Source organism: Aquimarina sp. KJ22-3 (genome assembly GCF_055808215.1).
The window spans coordinates 3735656-3751480 of record NZ_CM147859.1; the positions used below are offsets into that span (position 1 = coordinate 3735656).

General features: G+C 36.9%; 8 protein-coding genes and 3 pseudogenes. 8 read left to right on the top strand and 3 right to left on the bottom strand.

The genetic code is table 11. From position 1 onward, the window contains the following. The first annotated feature begins 6 nt into the window (after window positions 1-6). The 3 genes and pseudogenes from AC0L3Q_RS17135 (at window position 7) to AC0L3Q_RS17145 (ending at window position 3427) form a co-directional block, all read left to right on the top strand. Window positions 7-1064 (top strand): annotated as a pseudogene (locus tag AC0L3Q_RS17135) (nucleoid-associated protein). A 6-nt stretch (window positions 1065-1070) separates the two neighbouring features. After that, the gene (locus AC0L3Q_RS17140; RefSeq protein WP_473281309.1) at window positions 1071-1844 is read left to right on the top strand and encodes a TSUP family transporter; all 774 of its coding nucleotides are present in this window, start codon (window positions 1071-1073) and stop codon (window positions 1842-1844) included. Between the two features lie 191 nt (window positions 1845-2035). Continuing rightward, on the top strand, window positions 2036-3427 hold the full coding sequence (locus tag AC0L3Q_RS17145) for a hypothetical protein (protein WP_473281311.1): 1392 nt from the start codon (window positions 2036-2038) through the stop codon (window positions 3425-3427). A 69-nt stretch (window positions 3428-3496) separates the two neighbouring features. Here the strand turns inward: AC0L3Q_RS17145 and AC0L3Q_RS17150 are convergent, their stop codons facing one another. Continuing rightward, window positions 3497-4564 carry a hypothetical protein gene (locus tag AC0L3Q_RS17150; RefSeq protein WP_473281313.1) on the bottom strand — a complete coding sequence of 356 codons (1068 nt, stop codon included), beginning with the start codon at window positions 4562-4564 and terminating at the stop codon, window positions 3497-3499. A 137-nt stretch (window positions 4565-4701) separates the two neighbouring features. Here AC0L3Q_RS17150 and AC0L3Q_RS17155 point away from each other — a divergent pair, with 137 nt between their 5' ends. From AC0L3Q_RS17155 to AC0L3Q_RS17175, 5 genes and pseudogenes are all read left to right on the top strand, one after another. Beyond that, window positions 4702-5601 (top strand): ABC transporter ATP-binding protein, encoded by a 900-nt coding sequence (locus tag AC0L3Q_RS17155; RefSeq protein ID WP_473281315.1) that lies wholly within the window; start codon window positions 4702-4704, stop codon window positions 5599-5601. A gap of 4 nt (window positions 5602-5605) precedes the next feature. Further along, a pseudogene (locus tag AC0L3Q_RS17160) lies at window positions 5606-6444 on the top strand (ABC transporter permease). Between the two features lie 28 nt (window positions 6445-6472). Then, window positions 6473-9298 carry a T9SS type B sorting domain-containing protein gene (locus AC0L3Q_RS17165; protein ID WP_473281317.1) on the top strand — a complete coding sequence of 942 codons (2826 nt, stop codon included), beginning with the start codon at window positions 6473-6475 and terminating at the stop codon, window positions 9296-9298. 47 nt (window positions 9299-9345) lie between these two features. Then, a pseudogene (uvrB, locus tag AC0L3Q_RS17170) lies at window positions 9346-11351 on the top strand (excinuclease ABC subunit UvrB). 35 nt (window positions 11352-11386) lie between these two features. Next, complete coding sequence (locus AC0L3Q_RS17175; RefSeq protein ID WP_473281319.1) at window positions 11387-12397, top strand: adenosine deaminase; 1011 nt, start codon at window positions 11387-11389, stop codon at window positions 12395-12397. 201 nt (window positions 12398-12598) lie between these two features. On the opposite strand, the gene AC0L3Q_RS17180 is transcribed toward AC0L3Q_RS17175, so the two are convergent. Then, entirely contained in the window at window positions 12599-13138 is a 540-nt protein-coding gene (locus AC0L3Q_RS17180; protein WP_473281321.1) for a DUF1569 domain-containing protein, read from the bottom strand. A 213-nt stretch (window positions 13139-13351) separates the two neighbouring features. After that, window positions 13352-15736 (bottom strand): carboxypeptidase regulatory-like domain-containing protein, encoded by a 2385-nt coding sequence (locus AC0L3Q_RS17185; RefSeq protein WP_473281323.1) that lies wholly within the window; start codon window positions 15734-15736, stop codon window positions 13352-13354. Window positions 15737-15825 lie beyond the last annotated feature (89 nt).

Consider the following 15825-nt stretch of genomic DNA (forward strand, 5'->3'; position numbering starts at 1 on the left):
AAAATTATGATTAATTTATATAGCACACAGATAGAATCTCTTTCGGTTCATAAAATTGGAAATAAGAGCAGAAATGAGAATATTTTCCTATCTGATTCCCCTTACACGCTAAATGATGAGCTTACCGCATTATTGAAGGAATACTTTTTAAGCCATTTAGAGAAAAAGAGGAAAACTACTTTCAATTTGCTAATGAAGTAGATATAGAATTTAATCCCCTATATAAAATTGCTACCGAAATTTTTGACAATCCATCTTCGGTACATGAAAAATCAAAAAGAATCGCTTCTTTGTTGTATGAGCAGTCTCAGCACCCTCATATCAAAAGTGGTGAGGTCTATGTAGCCTATTTAGACAACCTAACTATTGATCAGGAAAAGGTAGACGCTATCGGGATTTTCAAATCAGAATTAAAACACGATTTCCTTCAATTTGCAGAAAAAGAAACGGATATCGAATTATTGATTCAACAGGGTGTAAATCTGAATAAATTGGATAAAGGCTGTTTAATTTTTAATCATAAAAAAGAAGAAGGCTACAAGATCCTTTCTGTGGATTCCAACAAGTATGACACTAAATATTGGCTAGAACATTTCTTGGGCGTTGAAGCTTTTGCCGATGAGAATTTTTACACTAAAAAGTACATGAAATTCTGCCAGGATTTTGCCAAAGATGTCATTCTTCCTGCCGAGGATAAGAAAGAGGAAGTGATGTTTATGAATAGAGCGGTAAATCACTTTGCCAAAAATGATGATTTTGAAGAAACTGCTTTCCTAAATGAGGTGATCGACAATCCTGATCTAATCCCCGAATTCAAACATTACAAAGTAGAAAAGGCACCAAAATACCAGATCGAAGACCTTACCTCCTTCCCTATTGCGAATAATGCGGTTACCGCGGCTCGTAAAAAAATGAAAAATGTAATCAGTCTGGATACCAACGTACAGATAAAAATGGATTTTATCAATCCCGAATCTGCAGAGAAGTTTGTAGAAAAAGGATGGGACGAAGAAAAACAGATGTACTATTATCTGGTATATTTCAACAAAGAGCAAAAAACCTAATATACTGTGGAGTATATTCTGGTAGGAATAATAGCATTGTTAGGTTCTGGACTCACTTTCTTTTCGGGCTTTGGGCTGGGAACCTTATTAATGCCAGTATTTGCTCTATTTTTTCCTATTGACATTGCGATAGCGCTGACTGCAATCGTGCATTTGTTGAACAACTTATTCAAGCTTACTTTAATCGGAAAAGCAGCGCATCTCAAAACCATACTCAAATTTGGGATACCCGCAATACTTTTTGCCTTTTTGGGTGCTTACCTTCTTGGAAAACTTACAGAAACGAATCCACTGTACACCTATCATATTGGGGATTCAGAACACGAAATCACTGGGGTAAAAGTTTGTATTGCTTCTCTTTTAATTTTCTTCTCATTCTTTGATTTAATACCAAAGTTGAAGCGGTTAGAAATAGACACCAAACACTTACCAATAGGGGGAGCTCTTAGTGGATTTTTTGGTGGTTTATCAGGACATCAAGGGGCGCTTCGTACAGCTTTCCTGATTCGTGCAAAACTATCCAAGGAAGCTTTTATTGCTACCGGAGTAGTTATTGCCTGTTGTATAGATGTTTCCCGGATTTCTATCTATGCCAAGGATATTTTTGAATTAAAAAATAAACTAGATTACCCCATGCTAATCACTGCTTCTTTAATGGCTTTTATTGGAGCATATATCGGTAATAAATTTCTACAGAAAATTACTATTAACACCATTCAGACCGTTGTAGGGGTATTATTGATCATCTTTTCTATTCTGCTAGGTATCGGTATTATCTAATAAATTGATGAACAAATATTCCGTTTTATCAACATTACAAATTGTCTCTGGATATTTTGATCTATTTTCGCTTCCTTTCTGAAATCAGAGTAACATTTTAGTACTTCATAACACTTAACTATATAAATAACTAAAGTCGATCTATAACAATGAAAAAAATAACAATCTTACTTTCCCTGACATTTATCTTCATGTCAATAACGGGGCAATCTCAAACGGAGACGTCTAATAATGAAAAAATAAACCTACAATCTACTACTGGAGTAAGTCTGTTTCAGAGTAATTCTAATAATGGAATTTGGGCTACTGGTATGATAACCGCTGATCGCTTTGGTATTTTTGAAGATGCTACAAGTGCTAAAGAAAGACTAACGATACTTCCCGGAGGAAATGTCGGTATTGGAACTTCAAACCCTTCTTCAAGACTTGACATTCTATCTAACACGGGACAAACCGAAAGCTTATTGAGACTAAAGGTTTCCGATGCGCCATCTGATTATTTTCAGATTGCTAATACAACTGGAACCTCTGGACAATTTATCCCTTTATTAAAAGGCTATCACGAGACAGACAACAGAACCACTCTTGCTATAATGGGATCTTCTTCGGATGCTATGGACAACGGGAGTAATGCATTAATCAATTTCAATGCTAGAAGAACAAACAGTCCAATCCAAAACCGACCTCTATTTGTATGGACCAATTATTCTCAAAAAATGATGACAATGGCCGCTAACGGAAACTTAGGGATAGGAGTGACAAACCCTACATCAAAACTAGAAGTGAGAGGTGTAATAAAAACTTCCCATAGTGATGGCAGATATGTCAATCTCTTAATCTCAGGAGATGGAAATAGCTATATGAATATTGTTGGAGGCTCAGCTTCATCTCGATTTGGATTTCAGGTTGATGGTAGTAGTAAAATGTCTATCATGAAAAATGGAAATATTGGTATTGGAACTTCTTCGCCTAAGGAAAAACTAAGCGTAAATGGTAATCTTTCCATATCCAATTCAGTAAACACACCTGACCAATATGTAGGAGAATTAAAATTTTATAATGCCTATGCCACTTCTGGTACTCATGCAGCTTCCATCGGTGTAAAAACGAGAAGAAATGGTAATGGACCTTGGGACTATTCGAATATAGTTTTTAATACTTGGAACGGCTATAATTCTTTATCTGAAAAAATGAGGATTTCAGACAATGGAAATGTCGGCATAGGAACCACCAATCCTGATGCAAAACTTGCAGTAAAAGGAAGAATCCATACCCAAGAAGTGAAAGTAGACCTTAACGGTGCTGTGGCTCCAGATTATGTATTCCTGGAAGATTATGATCTTAAAACCATCAAGGAAGTGGAAAACTATATTGAAAAAGAAGGGCATTTACCTAATATACCCTCTGCCAAAGAAATGGAACAAAACGGAATCGAATTGAAAACAATGAATTTAAAACTTCTCGAAAAAATCGAAGAGCTAACATTATACATGATCGAGCAAAACAAAAAGACAGAACTTCTTCGACAAGAAATTCTTTTATTAAAAGAAAAGAACAAAGAACTGGAAGAGAAAATAAAATAAATTGAAATCTGATTAAGTAAAAAAAGCCTGAGTAGCTATACTCAGGCTTTTTTTATTTTTCCTATACTATTATCGGTCCAATAAGTTTTTCATGTTTACATTCTCGTAATTACGTCGTACAAAATCCAAAGCCGTTTTCAAGACATCTCCCATAGATTCACTCCTTCTAAACTTAAGATCTAGGGTAAAATTATAAAGATGTTCCCGCAATTCTTCTAAGTTTTCGGCTGTAGAAATATGATCTGCACACATACATTCGATCAGGTTTTCATACCGTGACCTTGACGCCAACACTCGTTTTGCCAAAATAGAACGTTCTTCTTTTTTGTATTGTTCTATAGAGTTAGGTTGTAATTTTTTCATCACAATATCCACCATACTGAAGTTTTCTTTAAAAAACTGAGGTTGATACACCTTCAATTTGCCTTCATAGCACTGCTGATCAAAATCGATTGCTCTGATTTTATACTCCACATGATCAAAATCGTGTATAGGGATAATCACATAGTTGTAGGATCGCATATCTCCTAACAATCGCATTTGGCAACGCTCATTAAACTTCACAAACTCTTTGGCTATCTGCGATTTGGCCTGATCACTTAAGTCTGGTAAGAAATCTTTAATAAAAACATCTCCAGGAATACCGGCAATATGCTCTTCGATCAACGTATTTTTATAGACCAAAAAATTAATACGATTAGGGGAAAACATATGCTCCAATTCTAATCCATAGATACGGGAAGCATCTGCTTTCTTTACATAGATATAGGTGTAGTTGTCATTCAGGATATTTCGCACTTTTACCCGAAAAGGCTTAGAATTACCGAATGTACAGTAATCGATGGCATCAATATTCAAAAATTCGATAGCGTCTTCATTTCCATCAGAGTGCAATATGGTATACACTTTTTTTAAACTGGATTCGATCTCTGGCCGTTCATGCTCCTCATAATACACGCGCACCCAAAGTGTATCTTCATCATTACTATCATAGACCACAACAGACCCCGAAAAGCGAAGCAAATCATCATAAAATACAGGAATTTTGATTTTACGATTACATTGCTTTAAATACGCATCGAGTGCCTCACTTATAGGATACGTAGGTTTCTTTTTCGACATTAATTTTTCATCCATAACCATCTGTCATTAGTACGGAGCAAGGTACGAATTACAATTTTGAAACACCAAAAACGTAATATCGTAACCTTAAGTCTGTAACAAAAAACCAAGCCAATCGTCTACTTTAATATAACCGCCAAAAAAGAAAACCATTGGAAAACATACTCACATTAAATAATCTGACCAAAAAATTTGGCCATATTACTGCTGTAAAAGATCTTTCTTTTTCAATAAAAAAAGGTAATGTATATGGTATTTTAGGTCCTAATGGAAGTGGAAAATCTACCACGTTAGGTATTGTACTCAATGTTGTCAATAAGACTTCTGGGGATTTTACCTGGTTTGATGGAAATACATCTACACATCAAGCCTTAAAAAAAGTTGGTGCGATCATAGAGCGCCCAAACTTTTACCCGTATATGACTGCAGCTCAAAACTTAAAACTAGTTTGTCAAATTAAAGAAGTTCCTGCAGATAAAATTGAGGAAAAATTAGAACTAGTAGGATTACTGGATCGTAAGGACAGCAAATTCAGAACATTTTCTTTGGGTATGAAACAACGCCTGGCGATTGCATCAGCCTTATTAAATGATCCTGAAATTTTAATCTTAGACGAACCTACCAATGGGCTTGATCCTCAAGGAATACATCAAATACGAGAAATCATTAAAAAGATTGCCTCGCAAGGCACAACCATCCTTTTAGCGTCTCACCTTTTGGATGAAGTAGAAAAGGTATGTAGTCATGTAGTGATCATCAGAAAAGGGATCAAATTGTATTCTGGTCCTGTAGATGAAATGAACGCCAGTCATGGCTTTTTTGAATTAAAAAGCAATCAAAATTCTGTTTTAAAAGAGTGGCTATCAAAACAAGATAATTTCAAAAGTTTTAAAGAAGAAGGTGATAAGATTATCGCTTTCCTTGCGCATGAGTTGGATGAAGAAAGTCTGAATAGACAATTATTTGAAGAAGGCATCGTGCTTACGCATTTGGTAAAACGAAAAGAAAGTCTCGAAGAACAATTCTTACAATTAACCAACAATTTAAACTAGAAACATGTTACGATTACTCAATATAGAATTTCAGAAATTAAAGTATAATAAAGCAGCAAAAGTACTTACGATCACCTATTTTGTGCTTATTACCGCTATTGCACTAATTGCTTCTTACGAATTTAAATTTGGTGGAGTTAATTTCCGTTTGGCAGATCAGGGGATCTTCAATTTCCCATACATATGGCATTTTAACGCCTACATTGCAGCTTGGCTAAAACTTTTTTGGCTATTGTGATTGTATCCATAATGGCTAATGAATATACCAACAGAACCCTTAAACAAAACTTAATTGATGGCTTAAGTAAAAAAGAGTTTCTCGCTTCAAAATTTTTGACAGTACTCGTATTTTCATTTATATCTACCTTATTCCTATTTCTGGTATCTTTAATTTTAGGATTGATTTTTTCAGACTACAATGAACCTTCAATCATTTTTTCTGGGTTAGAATTTATTTTTGCCTACTTCTTAAAGTTAGTCGGGTTCTTTTCATTTTGTATGTTCTTGGGAATACTTATCAAACGATCAGCATTTGCTTTGGGATTCTTGATATTCTGGCAAATCATAGAGCTGTTATTCAGGCTAGTTTCAGGATTGTTTAAATGGAAATTCGAAACGGATGTTATCGATAAAATAATTCCATTCCTTCCATTAGACAGTATGAGCAATTTGGTCAATGAACCTTTTAGCCGACTAAATTTTATCCAATCGGCGGCGAACCAATTAGGAGAAAATTTCCAAAGAGATTATGCTGTACATTGGTACGAAACACTAATTGTACTGGTATGGACCGCCATTTTTGTGAGATGGTCATACGTACTTCTTAAAAAGAGAGATTTATAATTATCTTTGACTCGTTTGAGCCGAGTCGATGAGATCTTTACTTCTTTTTCTTTTTTTATTTACCACTAATACCATTGCAATCTATAGTCAAGGAGAAGCAAACAATTGGTATTTTGGACAAAACGCTGGGATAAGTTTTAACACGACACCTCCCAGCGCATTAACTGATGGAGAAATAGACACCTTAGAAGGCTGTACCACCATATCGGATGCTACAGGACAACTTTTGTTTTATACAGATGGAATTACCATCTGGGATCGGTTTAATAACATTATGCAAAATGGTACCGGGCTGAAGGGAGATCCTTCTAGTACCTCTTCGGCTCTTATCGTACCTCAACCCAATTCACCCAATCTATATATCGTTTTTACGGTTGATGAACCTCATCACGATAATGCAGATAATGATCCGGACACTCAGGACGGAGACGGGGTAAATGATGGATTCATGTACTCTATTGTTGATATATCCTTAAACGGAGGACTTGGGGCGGTAGTTAGTGGACAAAAAAATGTTCCGCTAATCACATATGACACCTCCAATACCTTAGCTAGTTTATATCGGTGTTCAGAAAAAATTACTGCAGTAAAAAGTGACGATTGCGATTCGTTTTGGGTCATCACGCATTTTGCAGATACGTTTTATGCGTTTAGTGTTACACAAACTGGAGTAAACGCTACTCCTGTAACCTCTAGAGTAGGTGTTAATGTACCGATATCCGGGTATCGAAGAAATGCCTTGGGATACCTTAAAGCCTCTCCCGAAGGTGATAAACTGGCCGTAGCCCACTTTGGATTAACCACAGTAACAGCCGGAAATGGCCCAGGAAAAGTACTTCTATACGATTTTAACAATGCCACCGGAACGGTAAGTAACGAAATTGAGCTTTTTGATGGTGGTGCCCCCTATGGAGTCGAGTTTTCGCAAAGCGGAAATAAATTATATGCCACCATCGGAACAGATGATGCAGGTAGCGGCGTTAGTTTTTTGATACAATATGACCTAACACTACCCGATGCTCAAATACCGTCTAGCGGAACTAGAATCTTGAATGAAAATGGCGCTAGTGCTTCATCATTTAGTGAAGGTGCGCTACAGCTAGGCCCCGATGGCAAGATATATCGTTCACTTTTTGACTTTTTTAGTGCCCAAGGAGATTATTTGGGGGTAATTGAAAATCCCGAAGAAACTCCAGCAAATGTCATCTATAGAGAACGAGGAATATTGGTCAATACCGATGGTAATCGAGGTACACGTCTAGGACTACCCCCTTTTATACAATCCATTTTTGCACAAACCATCGATATCATCAATATGGGAGACCCTAATGATGTGAACCTTATGCTTTGCGAAGGGGAAACCTTCAGGTTAAGTTACCAAAACATCACAGGGGCAACCTACAGTTGGTTTGTAAATGACGTTCAAATCCCAAACGCTGTAAACTTTCTGGATATCACAACTACCGGAAATTACAGACTCGAAATTGATCTCAATGATGGTAGTTGTCCTTTGATAGGTGTAGCCAATGTTACTTTTTTTGAAGTCCCTGCTGTGATTCCAACAACCTTAATTCAATGTGATGAATACGAAACGCTAGGTGACAATCTCACTGTTTTTGATCTAAGTGTACTTATCAACGAATTAACTTTGGGGAATACCGATTTTACCACACAATTCTTTATCGATTTACCTGCTGCACAGACTGGAACCCCTGAAATAACACAAACCACCCAATTTGAAAACAATCAAAACAATCAACAGATTTTTGCTCGGGTAACGAACACACAGAATCCGAATTGCTTTAGCATCTCCCCCATTACCTTGCAGGTTTCTAATGCAAGTATTAATGATGTTGACCTACGTGCTTGTGATGACGACGGCACAGAAGACGGGTTTGTGGCTTTTGATTTAACACAGGCAGATGCTCAAATCCTTTCCGGAATCGCTACACCAGGTAGCACCGTTCTTTATTTCACCTCCACAAATGATGCACTTTTGAATATCAACCCGATAACCACCATTACCAATAGCATGCAAAATTCTCAGGGAGATGATATTGTATATGCCAAAGTAGTACAAAATGACGATGATTGTTTTGCTATTGCCCAGGTGCGTTTGTTTGTCAATCCTCTTCCTGATATCGAAGTAGAAAATCAACAATTTTTGTGTGAGAATGCCAATTCCATTACACTGGATTCGGGATTAGGGATCAGTACAAATCCTTCTGACTTTACCTTTTTATGGTCTACTAATGAAACTTCAGAAACCATACAAATCAATCAACCAGGGAGTTATACAGTTGATGTGACTGCGGTCCAAACTGGTTGTACCAAAACAAGAACAATAGAAGTTGTGGGGTCGAGTATCCCGACTATTGAATCGATAGAAATTAACGATGCCAGAGACAACAATACGGTTACTGTAAATGCCATTGGATCCGGAGATTATGAATATGCAATAGAAATCAATGGGTTTTTAAGTCCATATCAAGACAGTCCAACATTTACCAATGTCCCTCCAGGTGCACACACAATTTACGTAAGGGACAAAAATGGATGTTTACCTGAAGTAACGAGAGCAATAATAGTAGTTGGTTTCCCCAAGTATTTCACCCCCAACGGAGATCCTTTTCATCAAAACTGGAATGTGATCGGGGCATCTTCTCAAGTTTTATCAAATGCAGTTATCCATATTTTTGATCGTTACGGCAAACTACTCAAGCAATTAAGACCTGACGGAATCGGATGGGACGGAACCTACAATGGGCGATTAATGCCTTCTGCAGAATATTGGTTTAGAGTACAGTTGGAAGATGGCAGAATTGTTACCGGAAGTTTCTCTTTAATTCGATAAATCTATACCTTCTATTACGTATCTTTATCTTGCAAAAGAACGGATACATGAAGTTTAAGTTAGAATCAGAATTTAAGCCCACCGGGGACCAACCCGAAGCTATCAGACAGTTGGCAGAAGGGATAGAAGCCGAAGAAAAATATCAAACCTTATTGGGAGTTACAGGATCGGGAAAAACCTTTACCGCTGCCAATGTTATACAAAAAGTACAGCGGCCAACTTTGGTTTTGGCACATAATAAAACACTGGCTGCTCAGCTCTATTCTGAGTTCAAACAGTTTTTCCCGGAGAACGCTATCGAATATTTTGTGTCTTACTATGACTATTATCAACCTGAAGCCTACATTCCTACTACAGGAACTTATATAGAAAAAGACCTTTCGATCAATGATGAAATTGAAAAATTGAGATTAAGCACTACCTCATCATTACTATCAGGAAGAAGGGATGTTTTGGTAGTAGCATCCGTGTCATGTTTGTATGGTATCGGAAATCCAGCGGAGTTCCAAAAAATGTAATCTCAATACAACAAGGACAGTTTGTATCGAGAACAGCGCTTTTGCATCGACTGGTACAGAGCTTGTATTCTAGAACAGAAGGAGAATTTAAGCACGGTAACTTTAGGATTAAAGGAGATACTGTAGATATCTTCCCAGGATATGCTGATGATGCCTATAGAGTACATTTCTTTGGAGATGAAATCGAAGAAATTGAAGCTTTTGATGTGCAGACCAATGAGGTAGTCGAAAAATATGATCGCTTAAACATTTATCCGGCTAATATGTTTGTTACCTCTCCAGAGGTTTTGAATAATGCAATTGATCAAATTGCTCTGGATCTCGGAAAACAGGTAGAGTATTTTAAAGATATAGGCAAGCATCTTGAAGCTAAACGACTAGAAGAACGCACCAATTTTGATCTTGAAATGATCAAAGAATTGGGGTACTGTTCTGGTATCGAAAATTACTCTCGTTACCTCGATGGCAGAGAACCGGGAACTCGACCTTTCTGTTTGTTGGACTATTTCCCAGATGATTATTTAATGATTGTAGATGAAAGTCATGTTACTATACCACAAACTCATGCTATGTACGGTGGGGACCGGTCACGAAAAGAGAACCTGGTTGAATTTGGATTTCGATTACCAGCTGCTATGGATAACAGACCTTTAAAATTCGAAGAATTTGAAGCCTTACAAAATCAAGTGATTTACATAAGTGCTACTCCGGCGGATTATGAACTACAAAAAAGTGAAGGAACCTTTGTAGAGCAAATCATTAGACCCACCGGGCTACTTGATCCAGAAATTGAAGTTCGGCCTAGTTTGAATCAAATTGATGACTTGATTGAAGAAATGCAGCAACGTATCGATAAAGATGAACGTATTTTGGTGACTACGCTCACCAAAAGAATGGCCGAAGAATTAACCAAGTATTTGACTCGAATTGATATTCGATGTAGATATATCCATAGTGATGTAGATACTCTGGAACGTGTAGAAATCATGCAAGATCTTCGAAAAGGGATTTTTGATGTGCTGATCGGGGTCAACCTATTACGTGAAGGTTTGGATTTACCAGAGGTATCTTTGGTCGCTATACTTGATGCGGATAAGGAAGGTTTTTTAAGAAATAAAAGATCCCTGGTACAAACCGTAGGAAGAGCCGCACGAAACGTCAATGGAAAAGCTATCATGTATGCTGATAAGATTACGGACAGTATGCAAAAGACCATCGACGCTACAGAATACAGACGTGAAAAGCAAATTGCATACAATACTAAACATGGTATTACTCCTAAAGCAATTAAAAAGAAATTAGATAATGCTCTGGCTGGAAAAAAGGTTGAACCATATACCTTTGAGAATGCACCAACCTTGAAAGCTGCAGAAGAAGAAACTGCTTATTACACCATCGAACAATTAGAGACTAGAATTCGAAACGTAAGAAAAGAAATGGAAAAAGCAGCAAAAGAACTCGATTTTATGACTGCAGCACGACTAAGAGATGAAATCAAGATGCTTCAAGGAAAAATTCAAGATCAAAAAGTTTAATTTCTTCTTGTAGACCCGATTAAAACGACATATTCATGACTATAGAAGAGTTTATCCAAAAAATACCAAAGACCGAGCTTCATTTACATATAGAGGGGACTTTTGAACCTGAATTGATGTTTGAAATCGCTAAAAGAAATAACAAAATCATTAATTACTCTTCTGTAGAAGAATTAAAAAAAGCCTATCGTTTTAATAACCTACAGGAATTTTTGGACATCTATTATGAGGGGGCTAATGTACTGATTACAGAACAGGATTTTTACGATCTTACCTGGGCTTATCTCACTAAAGTACATTCACAAAATGTGGTACATGTCGAAATCTTTTTTGATCCTCAAACACACACTGATCGTGGAATTCCTTTTGAAACTGTGATCAATGGGATCTATAAAGCTCTTAAAGATAGCCAACGAGAATATGGGATCACTTTTAAGTTAATCATGTCGTTTTTGAGACATTTGGATGAAGCGTCTGCTTTCAAAACTTTGGAAGAAGCATTACCCTACAAAGATTGGATTAGTGGCGTAGGATTAGATTCTTCTGAAGTAGGAAATCCACCTTCAAAGTTCGAACGAGTTTTTGCAAAAGCCCGGGAAGAAGGTTTTATTACTGTGGCACATGCTGGTGAAGAAGGGCCCGCTGAGTATATTTGGGAAGCTCTTGATTTGCTGAAAGTAACTCGAATCGATCACGGGAATCGATGTTTGGATGATGAAAATCTCGTACAGAAGCTAGTAGATTTGCAAATACCCCTTACCCTATGCCCGTTATCAAATTTGGAACTAAAAGTGGTACAAGATCTAAAAGAACATCCTTTACCAAAAATGATGGAGAAAAACCTTTTGGTTACCATCAATTCTGATGATCCTGCTTATTTTGGAGGTTATATGAATGAAAATTATTTAGAGACCGCCAAAGCGCTTCAATTGTCAAAAGCAGAGATCGCCACTTTGGCCAAAAATAGCTTTACGGCAAGCTGGCTTACAGATCAGGAAAAGGAAAAGTATATCCACCAAATTCAAATGCTTCTCGGTGATAGTTGATACTTTTTATTACAAAAATGAATCACACCATCTCACCTATTTGACAAATGTGTCTTTTATTATCAAAAATTATAAAAAAAACAACTTATTCATGGTAACGTTTTAGAAAAGTGAACACAAACGAATAGCAATAACCAATTCAATATTTTAACATGATCGCTATTCTAAAACTAGTATTAAACGCCATTCTTAATTTATAAGCTACTCTTTCAAAATATCGCTGACAATTTTGAGATGATGCTTCGTATGGATCTCTATAAAGCGTTTTGCTTGTTTTTTATTTAATCGATTAAAAACAGGGTGCTTAAAATGAGACTTTTCATCCAGTCCATCCAGACGATCGAGCTTATCTCTGGCTGTGGCTAATTGTGCTACAATATCATCTGTTTCGATAGTATCCGGAGGTAAAACCGATTTTGGAGATTGTGCTCTACCTCTGGGGATATAACCGAAAGTAAACGATAATAATCGAGGCATATTAAAATTACCTTTATATCGAGTAGGGTCTGAATTCTGCAAGGTATCACAGATCCCATTAATCACCTTCAGACTATGATCCAAGTGCCACGCCACTGCAACTTTGGAAACTTCTTTATCTAAACTATCCCTATGAATCAGATATTTTTCTATTCTATTTAACTCACTTTTCATATAGTCTCTTTTTGTAGGTTGCCCCAACACTTTTATTACACCAATAAGCACTAGGCATAACAAAAATACTATTGTTATTGTTTTTTTCATCACTCTTGATTTTTTTAGTGTACCACTTTTCCAATCGTTTATAAAATGCGTAGACCAAAAGGAAAACCACTAGTATTATTATCTGTATTTGTTTCATAGTATTATCTATCTCAAAATATAATTCCTCCTCCCTAGGGGGTATGACGGCAATAAGAAATTGCTACGGGAGAAGGAATTATTTCAAACAAACCTAAATCACTCCTAACCTATACCTTAAAACTGAAATCGATATCCAAAATCTGGAAAAAAACCTATTTGATCCACCTGATCCACTCTGTTGGTCAATCTATTATATCGCCTTACAAAAATATTCTCATTGTTCGTCACATTTTGAAGGTCCACATAGAATTGATGAGATCTCTTTTTGGATCTACTATTGATTTTATACCCTAGTTTTACATCCAATCTGAAATAGTCATCATTCTGCTCGCTAAACGCTAAGTCTTCTCTTAATACTTCGAAACCTGCCTGTTGTGAAGCTTCGAGGTTTACTGGTGTAAAATACCTGCCTCCTGAAAGGGTTAATTTGGTATCAAAAAACAACACATTTTTACCAGAAACTCCCGTCTTAAACTCCTTTCCTGCCAGAAGATTTAAAACATATCCATTATTAAACGGAGTATTTCGTTCGATACCATCACTACCTTCGTACTTACTTTCAAAAACAGAGGTGGTTAGCAGTCCATAATATCCATCACTAAAGAATTTCTCTAGGGTAAGTTCAATACCTTGATTAAATCCTGTTCCTTCATTGACCAAGGATACTCTATCGTTCTGAAAACCAAAATCTGCTCCCTCGGTCAATGACGAATAACTAGATGAAAAAGGTTCTACCGCAGCATTATCAATGCTTTGATAATACACTTCTACTTTACTTCTCCAGTTGTTCCCTAACCTCGCATCGTACCCTAAAACGAAATGGTTGCTTCTCACAAAATCAAGGTCGACATTACTTTGTACTAATTCTCCATTAATCTCTTCATTCAAAAACAACAAGGGTAATGATACGGATTGATGATGTAGACCATATCCAAAACTTATACGATGGTTCTGCCCTGCTTTATAAGAAAGTCCAGCTCTAGGTTCTAATACAAATTGTTCGTTAAGTGTACTATATTGCCCATGCAAGCCCGCGTTGAGTGTTAATTTTTCGGTAAGTCGCAACTGTCCTTGAACATAAGGTTGAACAATACTTAAATTCTCATCTATATCTGTAAATGTGAACAGATCAGGATCACCATCACCATCATTGTCAGGTTGTTCTAAACGGTCACGTTCTAAAGCTTCGATTTGAAAATTCTCTAATAAAACCCCAGTTCTTAAGGTAGCTTTACGACTCAACTTGGTATTAAAAAGTGTCGAAAAGGTATATCTTGTTTCGGTATTATCCGCTTCGGTATATCGAATAATCCGTTCTTCGGGAGTATCCTTATCGATAAATCGATCCGCAATAAAATCATTAATAGAGAATGATCCTGCAGCAATGGTCCGTAAAAAAGAATTCTTACCCAGATTGATTTGATGTTTTAGCCCCACCACTCCAAAACCGGAGTCCACAAAGGTATTTTCATCCTCTGCAGCAAAGAGATCATCTTCGTCTATATCATCCCCCAAAAACTCGATATCAGAGTTCCCCAGAATCCCAAAAAGTGATAAATTTCCTAATTTCCCTTTTCCGGAATCAATATTGAATGAAATATCATAATAATTGGGAGTCGCCGAAGTACCCCCTGCACCAACGCCCAAAATACTGACTAACGAATACCTTCCTGCGACCAAAAAAGAGCCTTTATTCTTTCCTAGAGGACCCTCTGCCATAGCTTCCACTCCGGTAAAAATTCCAACCTGTCCAGAAAATTCATATTCATCCAAATTTCCTTTTCGGAATCCGAGATCAAATACTCCACCGATGGCATTTCCATACTCAGCCGGAAACGCCGAGGTTATAAAATCTGAATTCTTCAATAGATTAGGATTTAGAGCAGAAACCGGCCCTCCTGTCGTTCCCAAAGTTGAGTAATGATTTGGGCTCGGTATAGGTACCCCTTCTAATCTCCAAAGTAATCCTACCGGAGAATTTCCTCGAATCACGATATCATTTCTACTATCGTCGGGAGCAGACACCCCTGCAAAATTAGCCGCTAGCCGTCCAACATCACTCCTCCCTCCAGAGAATCTTGTCACTTCTTCAAGACCAAACTGCCTGGCAGAAACCGAAGTAAGTTTATTTATTGCCTGTGCTTTACTCGTTTCTGAGGTAATTATTACTTCATCCAACTGATCAAATGACTCGATCAAAGCAACGTTTATCACTGCTTCTTTACCTGATGTCACCACAATGTTTGGGATAGTGATCGATTCGAAACCTATGTAACTTACCCGAATGGATTGTCTACCAAATGGTACATTTGCTAAAGTAAAATACCCATCAATATCAGTAATCACGCCATTGACCTGTTCACTATTTAATAACTCGACAGTTGCCCCTACCAACGGACTTTCTGATTGTTTATCGATGACCAATCCTTTTATTACTCCGGTCTGAGCTACGGATGTAGTCATTGTCAAAATTGAGATCAACAAAACTATTCTTTTCATAATTTATTTTTTGATTTACTCAAATTTGACTGTTAACCCCCTGATACCAAACTCAAAATCCTTGAATTGCTATTTTTATTTTTGAAACG